The 23,750-nt window shown below is 67.2% G+C and carries 18 protein-coding genes and 1 pseudogene; 12 read left to right on the top strand and 7 right to left on the bottom strand.

The genetic code is table 11. The features are described from left to right. Window positions 1-46 precede the first annotated feature (46 nt). From AC3WMA_RS01510 to AC3WMA_RS01540, 7 genes are all read left to right on the top strand, one after another. Entirely contained in the window at window positions 47-802 is a 756-nt protein-coding gene (locus AC3WMA_RS01510; RefSeq protein WP_492283649.1) for an SDR family NAD(P)-dependent oxidoreductase, read from the top strand. 1 nt (window position 803) lies between these two features. Then, window positions 804-1,340 carry a MarR family winged helix-turn-helix transcriptional regulator gene (locus AC3WMA_RS01515; protein ID WP_492283650.1) on the top strand — a complete coding sequence of 179 codons (537 nt, stop codon included), beginning with the start codon at window positions 804-806 and terminating at the stop codon, window positions 1,338-1,340. Next, complete coding sequence (locus AC3WMA_RS01520; protein ID WP_492283651.1) at window positions 1,340-2,176, top strand: enoyl-CoA hydratase family protein; 837 nt, start codon at window positions 1,340-1,342, stop codon at window positions 2,174-2,176. The genes AC3WMA_RS01515 and AC3WMA_RS01520 overlap by 1 nt, the downstream gene beginning before the upstream one ends. 1 nt (window position 2,177) lies before the next feature. Next, the gene (locus AC3WMA_RS01525) at window positions 2,178-3,386 is read left to right on the top strand and encodes an acyl-CoA dehydrogenase family protein (RefSeq protein ID WP_492283652.1); all 1,209 of its coding nucleotides are present in this window, start codon (window positions 2,178-2,180) and stop codon (window positions 3,384-3,386) included. A gap of 61 nt (window positions 3,387-3,447) precedes the next feature. After that, complete coding sequence (locus tag AC3WMA_RS01530; RefSeq protein WP_492283653.1) at window positions 3,448-5,088, top strand: benzoate-CoA ligase family protein; 1,641 nt, start codon at window positions 3,448-3,450, stop codon at window positions 5,086-5,088. Window positions 5,089-5,132: 44 nt separating this feature from the next. Further along, entirely contained in the window at window positions 5,133-5,540 is a 408-nt protein-coding gene (locus AC3WMA_RS01535; protein WP_492283654.1) for a RidA family protein, read from the top strand. A gap of 135 nt (window positions 5,541-5,675) precedes the next feature. Then, window positions 5,676-6,317, top strand: coding sequence for an EF-hand domain-containing protein (locus AC3WMA_RS01540; RefSeq protein WP_492283655.1), 642 nt, complete (start codon window positions 5,676-5,678; stop codon window positions 6,315-6,317). 82 nt (window positions 6,318-6,399) lie between these two features. Here AC3WMA_RS01540 and AC3WMA_RS01545 read toward each other — a convergent pair whose 3' ends face one another. The 7 genes from AC3WMA_RS01545 to AC3WMA_RS01575 all read right to left on the bottom strand — a co-directional run bounded on the left by AC3WMA_RS01545 (window position 6,400) and on the right by AC3WMA_RS01575 (window position 17,110). Further along, on the bottom strand, window positions 6,400-8,034 hold the full coding sequence (locus AC3WMA_RS01545) for a sulfate adenylyltransferase subunit 1 (RefSeq protein ID WP_492283656.1): 1,635 nt from the start codon (window positions 8,032-8,034) through the stop codon (window positions 6,400-6,402). After that, the gene (gene cysD, locus AC3WMA_RS01550) at window positions 8,034-8,936 is read right to left on the bottom strand and encodes a sulfate adenylyltransferase subunit CysD (RefSeq protein ID WP_492283657.1); all 903 of its coding nucleotides are present in this window, start codon (window positions 8,934-8,936) and stop codon (window positions 8,034-8,036) included. The genes AC3WMA_RS01545 and cysD overlap by 1 nt, the downstream gene beginning before the upstream one ends. Further along, complete coding sequence (locus tag AC3WMA_RS01555) at window positions 8,933-9,742, bottom strand: phosphoadenylyl-sulfate reductase (RefSeq protein WP_492283658.1); 810 nt, start codon at window positions 9,740-9,742, stop codon at window positions 8,933-8,935. Before AC3WMA_RS01555 ends, cysD begins: the two co-directional genes overlap by 4 nt. A 324-nt stretch (window positions 9,743-10,066) precedes the next feature. Next, complete coding sequence (locus AC3WMA_RS01560) at window positions 10,067-13,669, bottom strand: error-prone DNA polymerase (protein WP_492283659.1); 3,603 nt, start codon at window positions 13,667-13,669, stop codon at window positions 10,067-10,069. Then, window positions 13,666-15,210 (bottom strand): Y-family DNA polymerase, encoded by a 1,545-nt coding sequence (locus AC3WMA_RS01565; RefSeq protein WP_492283660.1) that lies wholly within the window; start codon window positions 15,208-15,210, stop codon window positions 13,666-13,668. The genes AC3WMA_RS01560 and AC3WMA_RS01565 overlap by 4 nt, the downstream gene beginning before the upstream one ends. Beyond that, window positions 15,116-15,976: an ImuA family protein gene (locus AC3WMA_RS01570; protein ID WP_492283661.1), complete on the bottom strand. Its 861-nt coding sequence runs from the start codon at window positions 15,974-15,976 to the stop codon at window positions 15,116-15,118. Before AC3WMA_RS01570 ends, AC3WMA_RS01565 begins: the two co-directional genes overlap by 95 nt. 108 nt (window positions 15,977-16,084) lie before the next feature. Beyond that, window positions 16,085-17,110 carry a helix-turn-helix domain-containing protein gene (locus tag AC3WMA_RS01575; protein ID WP_492283662.1) on the bottom strand — a complete coding sequence of 342 codons (1,026 nt, stop codon included), beginning with the start codon at window positions 17,108-17,110 and terminating at the stop codon, window positions 16,085-16,087. A gap of 246 nt (window positions 17,111-17,356) precedes the next feature. Between AC3WMA_RS01575 and AC3WMA_RS01580 the strand changes: the two genes are divergently transcribed. From AC3WMA_RS01580 to AC3WMA_RS01600, 5 genes and pseudogenes are all read left to right on the top strand, one after another. Then, window positions 17,357-19,627 carry a TonB-dependent receptor gene (locus AC3WMA_RS01580; RefSeq protein WP_492283663.1) on the top strand — a complete coding sequence of 757 codons (2,271 nt, stop codon included), beginning with the start codon at window positions 17,357-17,359 and terminating at the stop codon, window positions 19,625-19,627. A 15-nt stretch (window positions 19,628-19,642) separates the two neighbouring features. Next, the gene (locus AC3WMA_RS01585) at window positions 19,643-20,020 is read left to right on the top strand and encodes a hypothetical protein (RefSeq protein WP_492283664.1); all 378 of its coding nucleotides are present in this window, start codon (window positions 19,643-19,645) and stop codon (window positions 20,018-20,020) included. Then, window positions 20,017-21,288, top strand: coding sequence for an MFS transporter (locus AC3WMA_RS01590; RefSeq protein ID WP_492283665.1), 1,272 nt, complete (start codon window positions 20,017-20,019; stop codon window positions 21,286-21,288). The genes AC3WMA_RS01585 and AC3WMA_RS01590 overlap by 4 nt, the downstream gene beginning before the upstream one ends. Before the next feature lie 39 nt (window positions 21,289-21,327). Next, window positions 21,328-22,773 (top strand): phospholipase D-like domain-containing protein, encoded by a 1,446-nt coding sequence (locus tag AC3WMA_RS01595; RefSeq protein WP_492283666.1) that lies wholly within the window; start codon window positions 21,328-21,330, stop codon window positions 22,771-22,773. A gap of 88 nt (window positions 22,774-22,861) precedes the next feature. Then, a pseudogene (locus tag AC3WMA_RS01600) lies at window positions 22,862-23,659 on the top strand (endonuclease/exonuclease/phosphatase family protein); the annotation flags it as partial. Between the last annotated feature and the right edge of the window lie 91 nt (window positions 23,660-23,750).

Below are 23,750 nucleotides of genomic sequence, written 5' to 3' on the forward strand. Positions count from 1 at the left end.
ATTCCTTCAGACTTAAAATATATTCGCGCTCGGAGGTCGAGCGACCATGACACTGCAGGGACAGCGTGCACTGGTAACGGGTGGCGGACGCGGCCTCGGCCGGGCCATCGCCGCCGCGCTGACGGCGGCCGGAGCCCGGGTCAGCATCCTCGGACGCGACGAAGCCACTTTGAAAGAGGCGGTCTCCACAGGCGTTGCAGCCGACTACGCCGCTTGTGACGTGCGCGACGAAGCTTCGGTTCTCGCAGCGCTGGGGCAGCCCTCGCGTGAACCTGCCTTCGACATCGCGATCGCCAATGCGGGAGCAGTCGAGACCGGCCCGTTCATGCGCAGCGACAACGAGCGCTTCCGCCGCATGCTCGACATCAACCTGATCGGCACGGTGAACCTGTTCCACGCTGCGCTGCCGGCCATGCTGGAGCGCCGCCGCGGCCGTCTGATCGCCATCGCCTCGACCGCCGGGCACCGCGGCTACCCCTATGTCAGCGCCTATGTGGCGGCGAAGCATGCCGTGGTCGGGCTGGTGAAGTCGCTGGCGCTGGAGACGGCGCGCTCCGGCGTCACGGTCAACGCCGTCTGCCCCGGCTATGCCGATACCGACATGGCGACCGCCAGCATCGACAAGGTCGCCAACAAGACCGGCAAGAGCCGCGAGGACGCGCTGGCGGCCATGATCAAGGACAACCCGCAGGGCCGCCTGATCGCGCCGGAAGAGGTCGCGGCCGCCGTGCTCTATCTCTGCGGGCCGGGCAGCGATGCCGTCACCGGCCAGTCGCTGCTCGTCAATGGCGGGGAGTTCTGAGATGGAGACGCCCTCCTCTTCCCTGATCCTCGACCGCGAAACCAAGGCCAGCGAGCGCCCCGGCGACCACAAGGACGAACTGCGCCTCTGGCTGCGGATGCTGACCTGCTCGACCCTGATCGAGACCGAGATCCGTAACCGCCTGCGCGAGGAATTCAAGACGACGCTGCCGCGCTTCGACCTGATGGCGCAGCTCGACAAGAGCGTGGTCGGCATGACCGTCGGCGAAGTCTCGCAGCGCCTGATGGTCTCGAACGGCAATGTCACCGCGGTCGTGGCGGGGCTCGTGACCGACGGGTTCGTCGACAAGCGCTCGGCCCCGCAGGACCGGCGTGTGCAGATCCTCACGCTGACGGCACAGGGCCGCAAGGCGTTCAAGATCATGGCCGAGCGCCACGAGGACTGGATCGCCGAACTGTTCGCCGGGCTCGACCAGCCCGCCATCGCGCAGCTTTTCCGGCTGCTCGGAGAGACCAAGACCTCGCTGCATCGCGCCATCGCGGGGCGGGCCGACGAGGCCGCCAAGGGAGATGCCTGATGGCCCAGATCGCCAATGCCACGACCCTGCCGCTCGCAGGGTTCAAGCCGGAGCATTTCAGCCTGTCGGTCTCCGGCAAGGTCGCGACGGTGACGCTGAACCGGCCTGAGAAAAAGAATCCGCTGACCTTCGCAAGCTACCGCGAACTCACGGATTTCTTCCTCGCCGCGCAGAAGGAGGAAGACGTCAAGGCGATCGTCGTCACCGGCGCCGGCGGCAATTTCTCCTCGGGCGGCGACGTCCTTGAGATCATCGGCCCGCTGGTCGCGATGGAGACCAAGGACCTGCTCAAGTTCACCCGGATGACGGGCGAGCTGGTCAAGGCTATGCGGGCCTGCCCGCAGCCCATCATCGCCGCAATCGACGGCGTCTGCGCCGGCGCCGGTGCGATCGTCGCCATGTCCTCCGACCTGCGGCTCGGCACGGCCGGAGCCAAGATCGCCTTCCTGTTCAACCGCGTCGGGCTCGCCGGCTGCGACATGGGCGCCTGCGCCATGCTGCCGCGCATCATCGGCCAGGGTCGCGCTGCCGAGCTGCTCTATACCGGCCGCGTGCTCAAGGGCGAGGAAGCCGAGCGCTGGGGCTTCCTCAACCGCATCTGCGCGCCGGAGGCCGTGCTGTCGGAGGCGCAGATGCTCGCCACCGAACTCGCCGATGGCCCAACCTTCGCCAACGCCATGACCAAGCGCATGCTCGAAATGGAATGGGCGATGTCGGTCGAGAGCGCGATCGAGGCCGAGGCCGTGGCTCAGGCTCTGTGCATGCAGACCGAGGACTTTTCCCGCGCCTATCATGCCTTCGCCAACAAGCAGAAGCCGGTCTTCGAGGGCAACTGAGATGGGCAGCGCTTCCCCCCTCGGCCTCGACATCCTCAGTGACACGCTGGACTGGCCGTTCTTCGGGGAGAGCCATCGTGCCTTCGCCACGGAGCTCTCCGGCTGGGCCGTTTCCTATCTTGCCGACCTGCCGCATGATGATGTCGACGAGGCCTGCCGGGCGCGCGTCGCGGCTTTGGGTGCTGCGGGCTTCCTGAAGGCCGCCGTGCCAGCTGCCTATGGCGGGTTGTCCGAAAAACTCGATGTGCGCACGCTCTGCCTCGCCCGCGAGATTTTGGCGGCGCATGACGGGCTCGCCGATTTCGCCTTCGCCATGCAGGGGCTCGGCACCGGCTCGATCTCGATCGCCGGCTCGGAGGCGATGAAGCAGCGCATCCTGCCGGATGTCGCCGCCGGCAAGCGCATCGCCGCCTTCGCCCTCTCCGAAAAGGAGGCCGGCTCGGACGTCGCCGCCATGGCGACAACTGCGAAGCCGGACGGCAATACCCATGTCCGCATCGATGGCGAGAAGAGCTGGATCTCCAACGGCGGCATCGCCGACCACTACGTCGTCTTCGTCCGCACCGGTGAGGCGCCCGGCGCACGCGGGCTCTCCGCCTTCCTGGTCGAGGCCGATACGCCCGGCCTCACCATCGCCGAACGGATTGAGGTGATCGCGCCGCACCCGCTGGCCACCTTGCGTTTCGAGGGGTGCCAGGTGCCGCTCGAAAACCGCATCGGCGGGCCGGGCGACGGGTTCAAGGTCGCGATGGCGACGCTCGACATCTTCCGCTCGACGGTCGGCGCCGCGGCGCTCGGCTTCGCGCGCCGCGCACTGCACGAAACGCTGGCCCACGCCAATGGCCGCAAGCTCTTCGGCGGCACGCTCGGTGATCTCCAGCTCTCGCAGGCGGCGATCGCCGAGAGCGCGGCGGAGGTCGATGCCGCTGCCCTGCTCGTCTACCGCGCCGCCTGGACCAAGGACCGCGGCGCGGCCCGCGTCACTCGCGAGGCGGCACTGGCGAAACTCGTCGCGACCGAGAACGCCCAGCGCGTGATCGACCGGGCCGTCCAGATCCATGGCGGGCTCGGCGTCACCAAGGGCGTCAAGGTGGAGGAATTGTATCGGGAAATCCGGGCGCTGCGCATCTACGAGGGCGCCTCGGAAATCCAGAAGGTCGTGATCGCGCGCGACCTGCTCAAGTCACATGCCGGAAGAGCAGATCGTTAGAGGCGGATTCACCGGTCAGGCCGAGGGACCTGATCGGATCCGGCTCTTGCAGGGGAACGCAATGACAGCAACCGGATTCGCGAGATCGGGGCATCACGACAGCTTCGCGCGGGACAACCTGCCGCCGCGCGCAAGCTGGCCCGATCTGAGAGTGGAAGAGGCAGGGCTCGCCTATGCCGAGCGGCTGAACTGCGTCGCGGAACTGCTCGACCGGCACATCACCGAGGGGCGCGGCGGGCGCACGGCGGTGATCGCCACCGATCTGCACTGGAGCTATGCCGATCTCACCGAGACGGTGAATCGCATCGCCAATGTGCTGACCCGCGATCTCGGCATGGTCAGCGGCAATCGCGTGCTGCTGCGCGCCGGCAATACGCCGATGATGGTCGCGGCCTATCTCGCCGTCATCAAGGCCGGCGGCGTCGCGGTCGCGACCATGCCGATGCTGCGGGCGGGCGAGCTCGCCTATCCCCTGCGCAAGGCCAGGATCGCGCTGGCGCTCTGTGACCACCGCCTCACCGCCGAGCTGGAGACGGCCAAGGCGCAGGTGCCGGAGCTTACCCGCATCGTCGCCTTCGGCAGCGCCGGCAGCGAGCTGGAAGCGCTGATGGCGCAATCGGGTTACGAGGCGTTCGAAGCCTGTGACACGGCGCGCGACGATGTCTGCCTGATCGCCTTCACCTCCGGCACCACCGGCGAGCCCAAGGGCACGATGCATTTCCACCAGGACATGCTGGCGATCTGCGACTGCTACGGCGCGCGCGTGCTGAAGGCCTCAGCCGACGATCGCTTCACCGGTTCGCCGCCGCTCGCCTTCACCTTCGGGCTCGGCGGGCTCGTGCTCTTCCCGATGCGGATCGGTGCCGCGATGGTGCTACCCGAGAGGGCCGGCCCGGCTGATCTCCTCGACGCGGTCGAACGCTACAAGGTCAGCGTCGTCTTCACGGCGCCTACCGCCTACCGCGCCATCCTCGACAAGCTCGACGGGCGCGACATCTCCTCGCTCAACATCTGCGTCTCGGCCGGCGAGGCGTTGCCCAAGGCGACCTTCGACGCCTGGCAGGCCCGGACCGGCATGCCGCTGCTCGACGGCATCGGCGCGACCGAGATGCTGCATATCTTCATCGGCGCGCCACGCGAGGCGATCCGGCCGGGCTCGACCGGCATTCCGGTGCCGGGCTACGAGGCAAAGATCGTCGATTCCGAAGGGCGCGATGTGCCGGACGGCACGCCCGGACGCCTTGCCGTACGCGGCCCGACCGGCTGCCGCTATCTCGCCGATCCACGACAGGCCGTCTATGTCCTGAACGGTTGGAACATCACCGGAGACACCTATCTGCGCGATGCCGACGGCTATTTCTGGTACCAGGCCCGCTCCGACGACATGATCATCTCGGCCGGCTACAATATCGCAGGTCCGGAGGTGGAGGCCTGCCTGCTCACCCATGAGGTCGTAGCCGAATGCGGCGTGGTCGGCGCGCCCTGCCCCGAGCGCGGGCAGATCGTGAAGGCCTATATCGTGCTGCGCGAGGGGGTCACGGGTGATGCCGCGCTGGTGAAAGCCTTGCAGGAGCATGTGAAGGCCGGTATCGCGCCCTACAAATATCCGCGTGCCATCGAATTCGTCGAAGCGCTGCCGAAGACCGCGACCGGCAAGCTGCAACGCTTCGCGCTGCGCCAGCTGGCGCAAGGCGAGAGCTGAACTCTTCCAACCCGAGCCGAACGGCTGAACCGAGGCGATACGCCATGTCCGAACTCCCGCAATCCCATGCCATCCTGCCCGAGGGCTGGCCCCAGCCGCGCGGCTATGCCAACGGCATGGTGGCGGAAGGCCGCGTGCTGGTGACCGGCGGCCTCGTCGGCTGGGATGCCGAGGGCGTTTTCGCTGAGGGATTCATCGGCCAGCTCCGCCAGACCTTCCTCAATATCAGGGCGGTGGTCGAGGCCGGCGGCGGGCGCGTCGAGGATATCGTGCGCCTGACCTGGTACGTCACCGATATCGCGACCTATCGCGCCAGCCTCAAGGAGATGGGGCCGGCCTATCGCGAGGTCTTCGGCCGGCATTTTCCGGCGATGGCCGTGGTCGCGGTCACCGCACTGGTCGAGCCGGAGGCGCTGCTGGAGATCGAGGCGACGGCGGTCGTCGCGGGCTGAGCGCAGCCTGCGTCAAACCGCCGCAGATCGACTCGTGGGAAAAAAGCTCACGCGGCGGCGTTTATTAGGCATTCACCAAGATTCCGGGCCGAGACTTCCGGGGCGCCGCAGCATCGCGGCGTTCCGGAGTAACCCATGTCGAGTATCAACAGTATCGGAGGCGGCTTCCGGCCGCACCACAAGCCGCCCAGCTTCGACCAGATCGACGGCAACAGCGACGGCGCTCTCAGCCTCGAAGAGTTCAAGAGCGCAGGTCCCAAGGGCGCCGACAGCAGCAAGAGCGAAGAGCTCTTCAAGAAGATCGACTCCGACGGCGACGGCTCGATCAGCAAGGCCGAGTCCGATGCGTTCAAGGACAAGGCCAGGAAGGCCGACGATCTCCTGCAATCCTTCCTGTTCTCGCTCCAGACGAACGCAGCGCAGACAACGAAGGCCACAGCAGACAGCGACGCGGACGAGCAGTCGGCCTTCGACGCGATCGACAGCGACGCCAATGGCGGGATCAGCCAGGACGAGTTCAGCGCCGCCTTCAAGGATAGCCGCCTGAACGGCGACCGGCTGAACGAGCTCTTCAGCGCGCTGGACGGCGATGGCGACGGCTCGGTCACGCAGGACGAGGTCAAGGCCTTCCAGTCGGCCATTGAGCAGGCCGGATCGCGGCAGCGCCGGCCGCCGCCACCGCCGGAGGCTTTCCAGAGTGCCTCGCAGGCCTATGGCAGCGCGTTGCAGCTCTCGGCCTCGAACAGCACGGCCGCGACCTACACCCAGGCGGCCTGAGTTCCGCTATCCGGTCGCCGCGCCGACCCGTGGCAGCCGCAACATCCCCGACGCCGACGGCAGAAGCCGCTGGCGCCGCTTTTCAGATCCCCGCTCCATCCTGCAGGACCCCGGCCGGCGCCTTGCGCCAAAGCCGCATATGCAGCGCCCGCAAGCCCGGCCGCAGCAGGATATCGCCGAAGGCGAGCGCCAAAGATGCAGCCGCATTGGCCGTCAGCGCAAAGGCCGCAGCGAACAGCCCCGCCGTGCTCAGCACCCGCCAACTCACGCCGGCCAACCAGGCCCTGCGATCCGGCGTACCCGGCCGGCCGACGATGCGGACGACGCCACACTTGGCCCGCGCGAGCGCCCCGCCCTCGCCCACGGCCTGCGGAAGAGTCCCCTCGCCCGGCTCAACGAAACCGAAGGCGACCGTCTCGTTGCTGATCCGGTCGATCAGGATGAGCCCGCCGAGCTCGTGGCTGCGGGCATAGGGCAGCGAGACCAGCGGCCGATCCAGCCGCAGCGTCACCAGACCGATGCCGTTCATACCCAGGCTCTGCGCCGGCAGCGGCTGGAAGCCCTCGATATCGATGCTGTGATGCAGCGCCTCGATCGTGGCATTGGCGCTCTGTGTCGCGAGCTTCACCAGAAACTGGCCGCCTTCGAGCATGGCGCGCTCGCCGGTCCAGAGCAGGCGCGCCTTCAGGCCCCGGCTCACCGGAAGTGTCGAGCCCGCCGCGGCGATGACGTCGCCGCGCGAGATGTCGATATCGTCTTCCAGCGTCACCGTCGCAGCCTGACCGGCGGCGATCTGGCTGGCCTCGCCGGCAGCGCCGATCAAACGCGCGATGCGGCTGGTGCGGCCGGAGGGCAGCGCCACGACCGGGTCGCCGACGCGCGCGCGCCCGGCGACGGCTGCGCCAGCATAGCCGCGAAAGTCGAGATCGGGCCGGTTGACCCATTGCACCGGCAGGACGAAGCCTTCGTCGGCTGGCACAGCGCGGCTGATGGCGACGCTTTCGAGATAAGGCAGCAGCGCCGGGCCGTCATACCAGGGCATCAGCGCGGACGGGCGCATGACGTTCTCGCCGTCGCGGGCCGAAACCGGGATGAAGCGGATCGAGGCGAAGCCGAGGCTCTGCACCGCCGCGCGATAGTCATTCACGATCCGCTCGAAGACGGCGGCGTCATAGCCGACGAGGTCCATCTTGTTGATGGCGACCACGACATGGCGGACGCCGACCAGCGAGACGATGAAGGAATGGCGCCGCGTCTGCGGCAGCAGGCCTTTGCGCGCATCGACCAGGATGATGGCGAGATCGGCGGTGGATGCGCCGGTCGCCATGTTGCGGGTGTATTGCTCGTGGCCGGGCGTGTCGGCGACGATGAAGCTGCGCGTCTGCGTCGCGAAATAGCGATAGGCGACATCGATGGTGATGCCCTGCTCGCGCTCGGCCGAGAGGCCGTCGACCAGCAGCGCGAAATCGGGCGCCTCGCCTTGCGTGCCGAACTTGCGGGAATCGCTGTCGAGCGCGCTGAGCTGGTCGTCGAAGACCGCGCCGGCCTCGTAGAGCATGCGGCCGATCAGCGTCGACTTGCCGTCATCGACCGAGCCGCAGGTGATGAAGCGCAGCAGCGAATGCTGGCCGGTTTCGGATGACGCCGGTGTGTCGTTGGCCGGAAGCGGGGTGTGGGCCGGCTTCGGTATCTTCTTTTTGGCGAGCGCGAAGCCCATCAGAAATAGCCTTCCTGCTTCTTCTGTTCCATCGAGCCCGAGCCGTCATGATCGATGACGCGGCCCTGCCGCTCGGAGGATCGCGACGAACGCATCTCGGCGATGATGTCGGTGAGATTGGCCGCCTCGCTCTCGACCGCGCCGGTCAGCGGGTAGCAGCCGAGCGTTCGGAAGCGGACCATGCGGGTCTCGACAGCCTCGCCGGGGTGCAATTCCATGCGCTCGTCGTCACGCATGATCCAGGCGCCGTCGCGCCGGACGACCGGGCGTGGCGCGGCGAAATAGAGCGGCACGACCGGGGTATTCTCCAGCGCGATGTAGTCCCAGACGTCGCGCTCGGTCCAATTCGAGAGCGGGAAGACGCGAAAGCTCTCGCCGCGATGCTTGCGGGTGTTGAAGAGCTGCCAGGGCTCCGGACGCTGGTTCTTCGGGTCCCAGCGATGTTCGGGGCTGCGCAGCGAGAAGACGCGCTCCTTGGCCCGGCTCTTCTCCTCGTCGCGGCGCGCGCCGCCGAAGGCTGCGTCGAACTTATGGAGGTCGAGCGCCTGCTTCAGCCCTTGCGTCTTCATCACATCGGTATGGACGCGCGAGCCGGAGCTGAAAGGATTGATCCCGGCCTCGACGCCCTCCCGATTGATATGGACGATCAGATCGAGTCCGAGCCGCTTCGCGGTCTCGTCGCGAAAGGCGATCATCTCGCGGAACTTCCAGGTCGTATCGACATGGAGCAGCGGAAAAGGCGGCTTGGCCGGATAGAACGCCTTCATCACGAGATGCAGCAGGACGGCGGAATCCTTGCCGATCGAATAGAGCAGCACCGGCTTGTCGCAGGTCGCTACGACCTCGCGGATGATGAAGATCGCCTCCGCCTCGAGCTTCTGAAGATGGCTGAGCTGGATCATTGGCGCACCTCCACAGCCGAGAGCTTGGCGCGCGCCAGTTTCCCGTCCTGCCCTACATGCAGGCCGCATTCCTTGGCCGCATCGTCTTCCCACCACCAGCGCCCGGCCCGCTCGGGCTCGCCGGGACGAATGGCGCGGGTGCAGGGCTGGCAGCCGATCGAGACGAAGCCCTGCGCGTGCAGCGGGTTGAGCGGCACGGCGTTCTCCTGCGCGAAGGCGAGCGCCTGTTCACGCGACCAGTCGATCAGCGGGCTCGCCTTGACGAGGCCACGGGCCGCATCGGCCTCCGCCAACTTCACCCCGCCACGCGCGGCCGACTGGTCGGCGCGCAGGCCGGTCAGCCAGATCGAGGCGCCGGCGAGCGCCCGGCCGAGCGGCTCGACCTTGCGGATATCGCAGCAGGACTTGCGGGCGTCGCGCGAGGCATAGAAGCCGTTGATGCCGTTCTGGCGCACATGAAGCTCAAGCGTGTCATGGCGCGGGTAATAGGGGCGGATCAGGATGCCGTAGCGCTCCTCGGTCTCCTGCCAGAGCGCATAGACCTCGGGAAAGAGCCGGCCGGTATCGAGCGTGGCGAAGGTGACCGGCAGCTTCGCCGTTGCGATGAAATGGGTGAGGATCTGGTCTTCGAGGCCGAAGGAGGTGGTGAAGACCACACGCCCATTCGCTTCCCCGACGATGCCGGAAACGCGCGCGGGAACGTCCGCCTTGCCGAACGCCGTATCGAGCGCGGCCGCGCGATGCGCCAGCAGCGCCTCTGCCGGCGTTGTCGTCGAGGTTTCGTCCGAGCCGAAGCCGTTCGCCATGGTCGTGGCCGCCTGTTCGGTAAATCGAACGAACCACTTATACCCATGACGACCAAGGTTCAATTTACAGTAGGTAGCGTGTTTTTTCTTATTTTACTTCCATTGGAGAAGTTTGTTTTGGTGAAAAATGTCGGCCGCCACCGGAGTGGGCTCTCACCTTGCCCCCCTCTCGCCGTCATCCCGGACAAGCCGCGAAGCGGCGCCGATCCGGGATCCATGCCGGAGCGTTTCCGATGAAGGTTCCGGAATGGATTCCGGGTCTCCCTGCGATCGCCCGGGATGACCCGCGTGGAGATGGCCAGGGCTGAGCGAAACGCCTGCCGTTCAATGGAAATCCCGGGATTTCGGGAGAATGCGCACATTGCGCGGGTGGCGGTGGCGCGGCAGCGGCGGGTTCTTGAGTTCGTCGATGGGCATCGGCACCTCGGCGCGATGCGTATCCGAAAGCGAGAGCAGGTCGATCGAACGGTCGGCGATGCGCTGGGCCATGAGATGGGTGACGCCCTCGACGCTTTTCTGCACCCGGCCCTCGACCAGCATCAATCGCGCACCCATGACCTCGCGGCGGAAACGCTCGAACAGGCGCGCCCAGATCACGACATTGGTGATGCCGGTCTCGTCCTCCAGCGTGACGAAGATGGCGTTGCCCTTGCCCGGCCGCTGGCGCACCAGAACGATGCCCGCCGTGCGGACGAAGGCAGCATCGGGCTTCGCCTCGGTCTCGGCGCAGCTCAGCACGCCCTCACGCCGGAAGCGCGGGCGCAAGAGCTGCATCGGGTGGCCCTTCAGCGAAAGCCGGACGGTCTGGTAATCGGCGACGATATGCTCGGCCAGCGGCATGACCGGCAACGCCATGCTCGGTTCCGAGCCCAATTCGCGGGCCTGCGCGGCCTGGAACAGTGGCAGTGCCGGATCATCCGGCAGGCGACGCACGGCCCAGAGCGCCTCACGACGGTCCAGCCCGAGCGAGCGGAAAGCATCGGCATCGGCGAGCAGACGCATGGCACGGGCCGGGAGGCTGGCCCGGCGCATCAGTTCCTCGACATCGCGATAGGGACCGCCTGTTTCGCGCTCCCCGGCGATGGCGTTGCCCCAATCCTCCTTGAAGCCGTCGATCTGGCGGAAGCCGAGGCGCAAGGCGAAGGGATGTTTCTTCACCAGCTTAGCCGCCACATTTTGAGCGCGGGAACCGAGGGATCCCCTCTCCTGTAAGGAGAGGGGTAGGGGTGAGGTGTCGGCCGTTCGACCAGTTGGGCGCTTCATCCCGGCGATGCTGCGGTGAGGTTCCGGCAAACCTTCCAACGGCCTACCCCTCACCCTGCCCTCTCCCTCCGGGAGAGGGTTCCCCGCGCCTTTATCCGTATCGTCAGCAGGAGAGATGCTTTCGGCAGCCTCCAGCCCATTATCCCAGACACTCAGGTTCACATCGGCCGGGCGCGGCTCGACGCCGCCGTTCTCCTCCGCCTCCCGGACGATCTGGGCGGGAGCGTAGAAGCCCATTGGCTGGGAATTCAGCAAAGCGGCAGCGAAAGCAGCCGGGTAATGCTTCTTCAGATAGGATGAGATGTAGACCAGCTTGGCGAAGGAAGCCGCGTGGCTCTCCGGGAAGCCATAGCTGCCGAAGCCTCTGATCTGATCGAAGCAGCGCTGGGCGAAATCGCGCTCATAGCCGCGCGCAACCATGCGCTCGACCATCATGTCCTGGAAATGGTGGATGGTGCCGGCATTGCGGAAGGTCGCCATCGCCTTGCGCAGGCCATTGGCTTCGATGTCGGAAAACTCGGCCGCCACCATGGCGAGCTTCATCGCCTGCTCCTGAAAGAGCGGGACGCCGAGGGTCTTGTTCAGGACCTCATGAAGCTCGGTTTCGGAATGAGGCGGCTTCGGCGAGGGGTAGACGACCTCCTCCAATTTGGCTCGCCGCTTCAGATAGGGATGGACCATGTTGCCCTGGATCGGGCCAGGCCGGACGATCGCGACCTGGATGACGAGGTCATAGAACTTTTCGGGCTTTAGCCGCGGCAGCATGTTCATCTGGGCACGGCTTTCGACCTGGAAGACGCCTAGAGAATGCCCTTTCTTGAGCATTTCGTAGGTGCCTTCATCGCCATCCTTGAAGTCGGCGAGCGCGTAATCCTTTCCCCCATTCTCCCTGATCAGATCGAACGCCTTGCGGATGCAGGTCAGCATGCCCAGCGCCAGCACATCGACCTTCATCAATCTGAGCTCGTCGATGTCGTCGCGGTCCCATTCGATGAAGGTGCGCTCGTCCATCGCGGCGTTGCCGATCGGCACGGTCTCGTCGAGGCGCCCGCGCGACAGCACGAAGCCGCCGACATGCTGCGAGAGATGGCGCGGATAGCCCAATAACCGGGTGGCGAAATCGACGGCGCGGCGGATCGTCGGATTCGTGGGATCGAGTCCGGCCTGACGGACGCGGGCATCGCCGATCTCGCTTCCCCAGCTTCCCCAATTGGTATCGGCGATGCGGGCGGTGACGTCCTCGGTCAGGCCCAGCACCTTGCCGGCCTCGCGGATGGCGCTGCGTGGCCGGTAATGGATCACGGTCGCGGCGATGCCGGCGCGCTCACGGCCGTAAAACTTGTAGATCCACTGGATCACCTCCTCGCGCCGCTCATGCTCGAAATCGACGTCGATATCGGGCGGCTCCTTGCGCTCGGTCGAGATGAAGCGCTCGAACAGCACATCGTTCTCGGCCGGATCGACCGCGGTGATGCCGAGCACGTAGCAGACGGCGGAATTGGCGGCCGAGCCACGACCCTGGCAAAGGATGCCCTTGCTCTCGGCGAATTCGACGATCTGGCGGATGGTCAGGAAATAGCGGGCATATTCGAGCTTCCCGATCAGATCGAGCTCCTTCGCCAACAAGCCCTGAACCTTCTCCGATACGCCGTCGGGATAGCGGATCAGGCAGCAGCGGCGGACCAGCTCCACCAGCCAGTCCTGATCCTTCCAGCCGGGTGGGATCGGCTCGTCGGGGTACTCGTACTTGAGCTGACCGAGATCGAACTCGATGCGGGAGAACAGGGCTTGCGTCTCGGCAATCGCCTCGGGCGCGTCGCGGAAAAGGCGCGCCATCTCCTGCGGCAGCTTGAGATGGCGCTCGGCATTGGATTCGAGCAGGCGGCCGGCCCGCTCGATGGTGGTGCCCTCGCGGATGCAGGTGAGCACGTCCTGCAGGTCGCGCTGCCCGATGGAATCGTAGAGCGCGTCATTGGTCGCGATCAGCGGCGTGCGGGTCGCCGCGGCGATATTCTTGAGGCGCGCGAGGCGGCGGCGATCGTCGCCGCGCCGGTGCATGCTGGCGGCGAGCCAGACCGCGCCGGGCGCGGCCTCGTCGAGCCGGGCGAGCAACGCGGGCAGGCCATCGAGGCTGCGCTCGGGCATCAGGATCAGCAGCAGGTCGCGGGCATCGTTCAGGAGGTCGTCGAGGACGAGACGGCATTCGCCCTTCTTCACGCCCTCCTTCAGGTTGCCATGGCTGAGCAGGCGGCAAAGCCGGCCCCAGCCGGCGCGGTTGGCGGGATAGACGACGATGTCGGGCGTGCCGTCGGCGAAGACGAGCCGGGTGCCGGTCGCGAGCTTGAAGCGCTCCGCCTTCGCCTTCATCTCAGCCGGGGTGAAAGGCAGGGCGGCGAATTCAGGGTTCTCGGCCCAATAGTACTCGCCGGGGCTGCCGCCTTCCCGGATCTTGTCAGGTGCCGGCAGGCCGTCCTCGCGCAACTGCTTCAGCGCGGCCCAGGCGCGCACGACGCCTGCCACCGTGTTGCGATCGGCGATGCCGATGCCGGAATAGCCGAGCAGCAGCGCCGTCAGCACCATATGCGGGCCGGGCGAGGCACCGCGCAGGAAGGAAAAATGCGTGGCGGCAACGGGTTCGGCGAAGGGGCTCACTATCTGATTCATGCGAAGAGCCCGTGCAGGAACCAGTGCGGCGGGGCACTCTCGGCCTCGTAAAAGCCGATGCGGTAGAGCCAGAAGCGGCGGCCTTGCGCATCCTCGACGCGGTAATAGTCGCGCATCGGCTCGTCCGAGCCGTCGCGCCACCATTCGGGGGCGATGCGCTCGGGCCCTTCGGCGCGGGCGACATCATGGGTCAGACGGCGCCAGCGGAAGCGGATCGGCGGACCGTCCGGCACCTCGGCGATGGCCTCTACCGGTTGGGGCGGTTCGAAAAGCTGGAGCGGGCGAGCCGGCGGTTCCTGTGGCTCGGGCGCTGACCAGGGCGTTTCCGGCAATGGAGCGGCGGCCGAAAGCGCTTTCGCGGCGCGCACGGGATGATGCGTGTCCTGTGCCGCGAAGCGCAGCACCCGGTCGCGGCCGAAACGGGTGACGAGCCGGTCGACCAGATCGGCCACGGCCTCCTCCTCGACCGCCCGGCCGTCGAGACTGTGCTGAGGCGTGTCGAGCGGCTCGCAGAGTGGCACGGCAAGCTTGATCGCATCGAAGCCGAAGCCGGGATCGAGCGGATCGGCCAGGGTCTCGACGCGCTCGCGATAGAGCCGGAGCAGCGCCTTGGCATCGCGCGACGGGTGGCCGGTCTCGATGGCGAGGCGACGCACCGCGCCGTCGCTGCGGAAGAAGCCGAGTTCGAAGACGCGCCCGCCCTCGCCCCGCGCTTCCAGCACCCGCGCCGCCTCCCCGATCAGCCTGACGACCACGGCCTCGAGGCTCGCGGTGTCGGCGAAAGGCTCGGCGAAATGGCGCTCGACCACGCAATCGGGCGGCGGGCGCAAGGGCGTGATGCGGCGGTCCTCATGGCCGAGAATGCGCCGTAGCTTGACCGCCAGCGCCTCGCCGAAGCGGGCGGAGAGCGTTTCCGAGGGGCGCTCCGCGAGATGATCGAGCGTCTTGAGGCCGGCACGGGAGAGCGCGATCACGGTCTCGGCGTCGGTATCGAGCGCGGCGGTCGGCAGCGCGCGCAACAGCGCCTCTTCCTGTCCGGGCGGGACAATGCCGCCACGGCCGTGTCGGGCGCAGGCGCGGGCGGCGTCGGGCGTGCCGGCAATGGCGGCTTTCAGCTTGAGGCCGCCGCGCTGCATGGCGCGACCGGCAAGGTTGCCGAGCCCTGCCTCGCCGCCGAAGAGATGGGCGCAGCCGGTGATGTCGAGCATGAGGCCATGCGGCTCGTCGAGCGCGACCAGCGGGGTGAAACGGTCGCAGAAACCGGCAAGCGCTTCGAGAAACTCGCTGTCGGCCTGCGGCTGCGCCTCCAGCGCGACGAGATCGGGGATGCGGGCGCGGGCATCGGCCAGGGTCATCCCCCGCGTCAGGCCGAGGTCGACGGCGCGCAGGTCGCAATCGACGAGGCGCAGGGCGCTGCCCTGCATCTCGGTCAGGGCATGCGGCTTCTCAGCCGGCGCGCCGGAAGCCGGGATCACGCCCGTCCGCCGCAATCTGTCCGTCGCCAGATAGGGGAACCAGAGGGCGAGATAGCGGCGCGACATGGTCTGTCCGGGAAGCCGACTTGTCGGGTCGGTCGAAAAGGCTGCGTTCCGCAAAGCAATGTCGGTCACGGTCCCACTCCACACGCCACTCACGCTCGGCCGCGCCGCCGCGCTGGCGCAGCAATCTCAGGGCGAAGGCCGGGGCTCCCGGCGCATTCGCCTCTAATGCCCGCGAGGCGAGCGCCCTCACCTGCCAGCGCGTACGCGCCGCACTCGGCGCCTCGGCCGCCGCGACGCGCAGCAGCAGCACCGGCACGCCCGAGGCTTCCGCCGCCAAAGCGAGGCGGCGGCTTGCCGTCAGGTCGAAAGGGCGCGGCTCGCCCCAAGGCTCGATCAGCACGGCACCGAGCGCCGGGCAGCGCGCCGCCTCGGCCCCGGCCCGCAACACGCCCTCACCGTCGCGTGCCCGCACCAGCAGCAGGCGCGCCGGATCGAGGCCGAGCTCGTTCAGTCCCGGCGCATGGAGCCGCCCGGCCTCGGCATCCACGAAATCCTGCCGCGCCCAGAGAATGGTGCGGCCTGCCTCTCCCTCATCTTCCCCCGCCCGCAATGCGAGGCCGAGCGCGAAGCCGGTCGCGGCAGCGAGGTCGGCGACCTCGGCAGCGTAGATCTCGTGCAACGCCGCCCTTGCGAGCCCGCCGTTCAGGACCTCGTCCAGACCGGGCACGCCAAGGCCGATACGGCCGGCCGCGACCGGGCCACTCCGAAGAGCGGCCTCGGCGAGGCTGCGGCGCAGGTCGGACAGGGTCGGTGCGGTCTCTGGCATGGGAGCACGATAATTGTTCTCTCTTTGTTCTTTTATAGAACGACCCCCGCCGGAAGGCGAGTCGAGTCTTCCGGTCGTCCCCATGCCCCTGCCAAAGGGTGACGCGGATCAGGCCTCGCCGCTGACCGCCTGGGCCTTCACTTGCGAGGGCGGGCGGCCGAAGCGCTTGCGGAAACAGCGGTTGAAATAGGAGAGATCGCCAAAGCCGACCTCATAGGCGACGGTGCTGATGGTGAGCGCCGCGCCTTCCGCCGTGACCAGCCGGTGCCAGGCCCGGTCGAGCCGGCGCTCCAGCACGTAGTCGGAAAAGGTCCGCCCCTCGGCCTCGAACAGCTTCTGCACGACGCGGGCGCTGATGCCATGCAAGGTCGCGATCATCTCGACGCCGAGATCGCGCCGCTCCAGCCGCGCCTCGATATCCGCCTTGATCGCGGCGAGACGGCCGGCTCGACGATCCGCCATCGCGGCCGGCGCCGCAGGCTCGCGGTCCGCGAGGGCGGCACCGATGAGATCGTGGACATGGCCCTTGGCCAGAGCCTGAAGCTCGGCGGAGTTCAAGGGCAGCAAGCCTCGCAGCAGGAGCGCGCCGTAATGCGCCAGCGCCTGCAAGCCCGGGTTCGAGCGCGGGATGATCTGCATCAGCCCGGCATTGTCGACGAGCGAAGGCAGCAGGGCCGAGTCCAGCTCGATCACGTCGATGCGGCCGGGCTGGGCCAGCACGAATTCGGTCGCCTGGTCTAGAGCGAGCGCCGCTGCCTCGCGAGCACGCAAGGCGATGCGCCGGTCGCCCTGGCGGATCACCACCCGCGCCTCGGCCGGCCGAATGAGAATGTAGCGCACGCCCTCCCCGATTCCATCCGGCTGCCAGATCCAGTGCGAAGCCGGGGCGAAGCAGGAGCGCAGGCCGATATCGGGGCGCGTGGTCAGGACGCAGCGCGCGTCGAAAGGCAGAGGCAGATCGGGCGCCGCGGCCTCGCGGGCGACGGTGCGACCGAGGATGCGCCGCGAGAGCGTGCTCGCCTCGTCGCGGCCAACATCAGCGGAGACCAGCCAGAACGGCGCGAAATTCCGCGTTTCCGGCGCCCCTTCCCGGCCGGGGCGTGTCGCGACAGCCACATCTCCCGTTTTCGACACCGGATTCGCCTCAGTCCTATAGCGCGTTCGCGGAAGTCCAAGCTTAGACCGCAGAAACATAATTACAGCAACAACTGAAATCGATCATGGGCCTCGCCAAAGATCGAATCCGCGATGAAATCAAACTACTTTACTATAATTCTAAAGAACGAATTCTGAGACAACACAAGTAACCGCCATCAGAACGGTTTCGGATTCCTGCCCAAGACATGGGCAGGGCCGCAGCCGGCGCCGCCAGGTAGAACCATGACCAGACCGATCAGCCTCGCCACCAGCCTCGTGGCCCTCCTCGCCTCCTCGATGGCAGTCGCTCAGGTTTCGCCACAGTCCGGAACGCGCCCTGCCGCAGCGGGCCGCACCGCAACCGCGCCGACCACGATCGATCTCGACACGATCACGGTGACCGCCGCCCGTGCCGAGCGCAGCACGGCCGAGACGCCGCAATCCGTCCAGGTCATCGACCGGACGGAGATCGAGCAGCAGATGAAATTCAGCCCCAATGCCGCTGCCGCGCTCGGCAAGCTGGTGCCGGGCTATTCGATGTCGACGCAGACGGTCTCCAGCGCCTCGGAGAATTACCGCGGCCGCGACCTGCTGGTGATGATCGATGGCGTGCCGATGAACACGCCGCTGCGCGACGTCTCGCGCATCCTCTCGCTGATCGATCTCAACACGGTGGAGCGGATCGAGGTGGTTGCCGGCGCCTCCAGCCTCTATGGCGCGGGCGCCACCGGCGGCACGGTCAATTTCATCACGAAGAAGGCGGCCGAGGGCAAGCCGCGCGTCACGGTCAACACGGCGATCCGCGGCTTCACCCAGAATATCGGCCGCTCGCTGGCGCCGGAAGCCTCGGTCACCGTCTCCGGCAAGGTGCCGGATGGCATCGACTACCTGTTCTCTGGCCAGATCCGCGGCGCGGGCCGCACCTATGACGGCGCCGGGCGCGAACTCCCATCCGACGGCCTGCTCGGCCAGGGCGGCGGCGACCGCTACAAGGCCGGGAACCTGCTCGCCAAGCTTGGCTACGATTTCGCCGGCGGCAAGCGCATCGAGTTCAACGCCTCCTGGATCGGCTTCGACCAGGACCCGAAATACCTGACCAATTACGCGGCGCCCTTCGCCCGGCCGGACCGGACGAGGCTCTATACCGGCGAAAGCGTGCTGGAAGACACAAAGTCCGTATCGCTGCGCTACAGCGATGCCGATTTCGCCCTCGGCAAGCTCAGCCTGCTCGGCTACTACAACGACATCAAGAAACGCTTTAATTACTCGACCTTCTCCTACCCCTATAATTCGCAAGTCTACTACTCGTTCAACCCGCTCTCGCCGACGAGCCGGGACAACCAGACGACGCTCTATTCGCAGCGCGGCGGCCTGAACGTCACGATCGATACCCCGCTCGATCGCATCCTGCCCGGCGCCAAGCTGACCTGGGGCGGCGACCTGATCCAGGAGAAGACCTGGCAGACCCTGACCAGCGGACAGGACGTCTTCACGCCATTGAAGCAGACGACGGCCGCCGGCTTCGGCCAGCTCCAGATCCCGATCGGCGAGCGCGTCGTGCTGCGCGGCGGCCTGCGCTACGAGCACTTCTCGCTCTCGGTGAACGATTATACCCGCCCTGCCGCCTATGCCGCGGTCGCTGCCAACAATGCGCAGGGCTACCAGGCCTTCGTGCTGCCGGCGCTGCGGGTGCTCGGCGGTGATTTCGACTATTCGGCGGTAACCGCCAATCTCGGCGCAACGATCAAGTTGTCCGAGACCAGCGAGATCTTCGGCGGCTTCTCGCAGGGCTTCGCCCTGCCGGATGTCGGCGCCTTCACCCGCCGCGCCGGCATTTCGACGCAATATGCCTGCCCCGTGCAATTGCCGAACTGCCTGCCCGCCAACCGGCAGACGATCAGCTATTCGGCGATCGCGCCGAAGGCGCAGATCGTGAACAATTACGAGCTCGGCATCCGTGGCAGCTATGATCGCTTCAAGGGCTCGCTGACCGGCTTCGTCAGCACCTCCGATGACGGCGTCACCTTCGATTCCGTCACCAACACCATGTCGCAGCAGAAGGAGCGGATCTGGGGCGTCGAGGCGACCGGCGATGTCACCATCACCGACGCCTTCACGATGGGCACGGTGCTGTCCTACCGCGAGGGCCGCTACGACACCAATGGCGACGGCAGGCTCGACAGCAACCTGCCGAACAACCGCATCGGCTCGCCCTGGCGCGGTATGCTCTATGGCAGCTACCGCTTCGTGAACGGCATGCAACTGCGCGTCGAAGGCGAGGCCTTCTCGGATCGCGACGTCGCGATCGACCTGCGCGGCACCCGCTACAAGCTGAAGGGCGCCGCGACGATGAACCTCGCGCTCACCGCCCCGGTCTGGGAGGGCGAGGCCTATGTCGCGGTCAACAACCTGTTCGACCGTGCCTACCAGAACCCGACCGCGACCTCGGTGCGCAACCTGCCGAATTATGGCTGGGGCCGCACGGTCACGGTCGGCTTCCGCAAGACCTTCTGAGGCGCATTCAAGGTCATGGTCAGCCTCGAGATCGACGCGGATGCGGTGGTGACGCTGCGCTTCATGCCGCCCTACGAACCTGAGGACGAGCGCGCCTATCTCGACGCGCTCCACCAGATCGGCCAGCGCGAGGGGCCCTATACGTTGCTGACGATCTTCGGCGGCGGGCGGGCGCTCTCGCAGGCGGGCGAGCGCGAGCAGGCGCTCTGGTTCAAGGCGACGCGGGACCGGGTCTCGCGCGCCTGCCTCGCCTGCGCGATCGTACGGCCCGATGCCAGCGAGAAGACCGCCGAGATCTTCCGCCGACTCTGGCCCTTCCCGATCGTCGCGGAGCGCGAGGAGGCGGTTGGACGCGCCTTCCTGCTGAGCCAGTACAGCGGAGCGAACCGATGAGCAGCGCGACGGACCCTGCCCGCATGCCGGCCGCGCTCGCGCCGAACCAGCGCTACCGGCTCTTCGCCGTGCTGGGCGGGCTTTATCTGGCGCAGGCGATCCCGTCCTATCTCTTCGTCGCGGCGCTGCCGCCGATCATGCGCGAGCTCGGCGTCTCCCGCACCGCGATCGGCATGATGAGCATCCTGCTGCTGCCGCTCGTCCTGAAATTCCTCTGGGCGCCCTGGGTCGATCGCATCCGCCCCTTCGCGCGGGCGCATCGGGCCGGCTGGGTCTTCATCACACAGAGCCTGACGATCCTCGCCATCCTCGCGCTGATCATGGTTGGCCCGACGCAGGTCAACGCGATCATCGCGATCGGCTTTGCCGCCTCGCTCCTGATCTCGACGCAGGACATCGCGACCGACGGCTATGCCGCGAAATACCTGCCGGAAGAAGACCGCGCCATCGGCAACGCCATCCAGGGCGGCTCGGTCGCCTTCGGCGTGGTGATCGGCGGCACGCTCGGGCTCGTGCTCTACCACCATATCGGCTGGACCGGGATGCTGGTGACCATCGCCGCGATCTCGCTGCTACCTTTGATCGCCGCCGCGATGATGCGCGAGGACGATCCCGTGCCCGGGCTCGCTCCCGCGCCGCGCCCGTCGATCCGCGCCTTCCTGAAGCGTCCGGAAGCGCGCCAGATCCTCTGGATCGCCCTGACCTATCGGGCGAGCGAGGGCCTCGTGAAGGCGATGGAGGGCTCCTATCTGGTCGATGCCGGCATCCCGCTCGACCAGATCGGCTATCTCTCGGGCCTCTCGGCGACCACGGCGGGGCTTGCGGGTTCCGCCATCGCGGCCTGGATGGTGAAGCGGCAGGGGTTGTCCTTCGTGCTCGCCCTGCTCGGCGGGATGCGGACGGTCTGCTTCGCGCTCTTCGCGGCGCATGCGCTCGGCGCCGTGGTCGGCGTCTGGCCTCTGTTCGGAGCAGCCGGCTTCCAGACCCTGATCCGCTACATGGAGATCGTGGCGCTCTATTCGCTGTTCATGGCGGTGACGACCTCGGAGCAGCCGGGCACGGATTTCACCATCCTCGCCTGCGCGCAATTGCTGGTCTATCTCGCCGGCTCGATGCTGGCCGGCAAGCTCGCCGACGCGATGGGCTACGGCTTCCTGTTCTCGCTGGCGACCGCGATCTCCGCCATCGCCGTGATCGCGACGGTCAGGATGCTCGCGCAGGCGAAGATCATGCAGCCGCCGGGCGCCGGGGCGATCAAAACCGGCTGAGCATGGCGGAGCGCCCGTCCCCACGCTAGCCTCGGCCGCATGTGGGAGATTCTCTCGGCCTATTGGCCGCATATCCTCGCGGTCATCACCGTCGTGACGTCGACCGTCGCCGGCGCGCATGCGGTGATGACGAAGGACGAGGTGCGCGCCGCCATCGGCTGGGTCGGCGTCATCATCCTCTCGCCGATCGTCGGCCCGCTGCTCTACGCCATCGCCGGGGTGAACCGCATCCGGCGCGCCTCGATCCTGGCGCAGCGGCCGGGCCACGGCATGGCTGCCGCCGATTTCCATGTCGAGGACGAGGTGGTAGAGACGCAATTCGGCCGGCGCTTCCTCGCCCTCAAGACGCTCGGCGACCGCGTCGCGCGCCATCCGCTGACCACCGGCAACCGCATCGAGACGCTGGAGACCGGCGACGCGGCCTATGCGGCGATGCTCACCGCGATCGCGGCGGCCGAGCGCAGCATCATCCTGGAAAGCTATATCTTCGATCGCGATCCGCTCGGCCTGCGCATCGCCGACGCGCTGATAGAGGCTCATAAGCGCGGCGTCGCGGTGCGGGTGCTGATCGACGCGGTCGGCGCGCGCTATTCGGTGCCGAGCATCGCCGGGCATCTGCGCGAGGGCGGGGTCGCGGTCGATGTCTTCAACGGCAACATCATCGTGGGCCTGCGGCTGCCCTATGCCAATCTCAGGACGCACCGGAAGATCATCGTCGTCGACGGCACGATCGGCTTCATGGGCGGCATGAACATCCGCGAAGGCTTCACGCGTGAATTCGTGGGCGATGCCTTCGCCCATGACACGCATTTCCGCGTCGAAGGCCCTGTGGTGGCCGATCTCTTCGCGGTCGCGGCCGAGGACTGGTGCTTCGCCACTGGAGAATCGCTCGCCGGCCCGGCCTGGGAGATTCCCGTCATGGCGCGCGGCGGTATGCCGGTGCTGGCGCGCGCGGTGCCCACGGGCCCGGATTCCTATCTGGAAACCAATCACAAGCTCTTGATCGGAGCCCTGTCGGTGGCGCGCGATTCTGTCCGGATCATGTCGCCCTATTTCCTGCCGGACCAGGAACTGATCAGCGCGATCGTCACAGCGGCGCGACGCGGCGTCGCCATCGACATCGTCGTGCCCTCGGTCAACAATCTCGTGCTGGTCGACCGCGCCATGACCGCGCAATTCGACCAGATGCTGAAGAATTACTGCCGGATCTGGCGCTCCACCGGCGCCTTCGACCATTCCAAGCTCCTCGCCATCGACGGCAGCTGGGCCTATGTCGGCTCCTCCAATCTCGATCCCCGCTCGCTGCGCCTGAATTTCGAGATCGACCTCGAGGTTCTCGACCATGGTTTCGCCCGCGCGATCGAGCGCCGGATCGAGACGGTGATGGCCTCTGCGACCCCGGTCACGCTTGCCGGCCTGCGCGCCCGGCCCTATGTCATGCGTCTGATCGACAGGCTGATCTGGCTCGGCTCGCCCTATCTGTGAACCGATGCGGTCATATCCCTGACGCCATGGATGCCTAAGCCGTCACCCGTTCGAGATGAGCGGGTCCGGAGCACGAGCCGGCGGAGCGATGCAGAAGAAGAGCCAAAGCTTGCCCGCCAGCATCATCGCCTCGCTGCGCCAGCGCAAGAACCGCCCCGGCACCGTTCCGACTGGCGAAAACGGTCGCCCCGGCGGCACGCTGGTCGCCTCCTACAATGTCCATAAATGCGTCGGCATCGACGGCCGCTTCGATCCCGGCCGGATCGCGCAGGTCATCCGCGAGATCGCGCCCGATGTCATCGCCCTGCAAGAGGCCGACAAGCGCTTCGGCGCCCGCCACGGCCTGCTCGACCTCGCCCGGCTGAAGGACGAGACCGGCCTCGTCCCGGTTCCCGTCGAGAGCGCCAATGCCGCGGCCCATGGCTGGCACGGCAATGTCGTGCTGTTCCGGCAGGGCCTCGTGCGCGACGTCCATCAGGTCTCGCTGCCCGGGCTGGAGCCGCGCGGCGCATTGGTCGTCGATATCGACCTTGAAAGCGGCGCGGCGCTCAGGATCGTTGCGGCGCATCTCGGCCTGCTCAGGCGCTCGCGCTCGCAGCAGGCCCGCATGATCATCGAACTGATGCGCAGCCGCGACGAGCGCCCCACCCTCCTGCTTGGCGATCTCAACGAATGGCGCCTCGGCGGCCGCTCGGCGCTCAGCGCGCTCGATGCCGCCTTCGGCACGATGCCGGTCCCGGTGCCGAGTTTTCCGGCCGGGCTGCCCCTGCTGGCGCTCGACCGGATCATCGCCAACCGGCCGGAAATCCTGTCGGAGGTCGCGGTCCACGACACGCCGCTGGCGCGCGTCGCTTCAGACCATCTGCCGATCAAGGCCTTCGTCGATCCGGCCATGGCGGCGCTGCCGGTGCGCGTGCCCGAACTCATGCTCATTCCGACCGTGTCGGCGTCCTCCGACGCAATGGCACCGCGGGACA

This window comes from Allobosea sp. FW305-C-101 (genome assembly GCF_058783685.1).

Bases quoted from the DNA above. Each gene is read 5' to 3' on its own strand.
- AC3WMA_RS01510 (WP_492283649.1), top strand. From the start codon at position 47: ATGACACTGCAGGGACAGCGTGCACTGGTAACGGGTGGCGGACGCGGC.
- AC3WMA_RS01515 (WP_492283650.1), top strand. From the start codon at position 804: ATGGAGACGCCCTCCTCTTCCCTGATCCTCGACCGCGAAACCAAGGCC.
- AC3WMA_RS01520 (WP_492283651.1), top strand. From the start codon at position 1,340: ATGGCCCAGATCGCCAATGCCACGACCCTGCCGCTCGCAGGGTTCAAG.
- AC3WMA_RS01525 (WP_492283652.1), top strand. From the start codon at position 2,178: ATGGGCAGCGCTTCCCCCCTCGGCCTCGACATCCTCAGTGACACGCTG.
- AC3WMA_RS01530 (WP_492283653.1), top strand. From the start codon at position 3,448: ATGACAGCAACCGGATTCGCGAGATCGGGGCATCACGACAGCTTCGCG.
- AC3WMA_RS01535 (WP_492283654.1), top strand. From the start codon at position 5,133: ATGTCCGAACTCCCGCAATCCCATGCCATCCTGCCCGAGGGCTGGCCC.
- AC3WMA_RS01540 (WP_492283655.1), top strand. From the start codon at position 5,676: ATGTCGAGTATCAACAGTATCGGAGGCGGCTTCCGGCCGCACCACAAG.
- AC3WMA_RS01545 (WP_492283656.1), bottom strand. From the start codon at position 8,034: ATGGGCTTCGCGCTCGCCAAAAAGAAGATACCGAAGCCGGCCCACACC.
- cysD (WP_492283657.1), bottom strand. From the start codon at position 8,936: ATGATCCAGCTCAGCCATCTTCAGAAGCTCGAGGCGGAGGCGATCTTC.
- AC3WMA_RS01555 (WP_492283658.1), bottom strand. From the start codon at position 9,742: ATGGCGAACGGCTTCGGCTCGGACGAAACCTCGACGACAACGCCGGCA.
- AC3WMA_RS01560 (WP_492283659.1), bottom strand. From the start codon at position 13,669: ATGAATCAGATAGTGAGCCCCTTCGCCGAACCCGTTGCCGCCACGCAT.
- AC3WMA_RS01565 (WP_492283660.1), bottom strand. From the start codon at position 15,210: ATGTCGCGCCGCTATCTCGCCCTCTGGTTCCCCTATCTGGCGACGGAC.
- AC3WMA_RS01570 (WP_492283661.1), bottom strand. From the start codon at position 15,976: ATGCCAGAGACCGCACCGACCCTGTCCGACCTGCGCCGCAGCCTCGCC.
- AC3WMA_RS01580 (WP_492283663.1), top strand. From the start codon at position 17,357: ATGACCAGACCGATCAGCCTCGCCACCAGCCTCGTGGCCCTCCTCGCC.
- AC3WMA_RS01585 (WP_492283664.1), top strand. From the start codon at position 19,643: ATGGTCAGCCTCGAGATCGACGCGGATGCGGTGGTGACGCTGCGCTTC.
- AC3WMA_RS01590 (WP_492283665.1), top strand. From the start codon at position 20,017: ATGAGCAGCGCGACGGACCCTGCCCGCATGCCGGCCGCGCTCGCGCCG.
- AC3WMA_RS01595 (WP_492283666.1), top strand. From the start codon at position 21,328: ATGTGGGAGATTCTCTCGGCCTATTGGCCGCATATCCTCGCGGTCATC.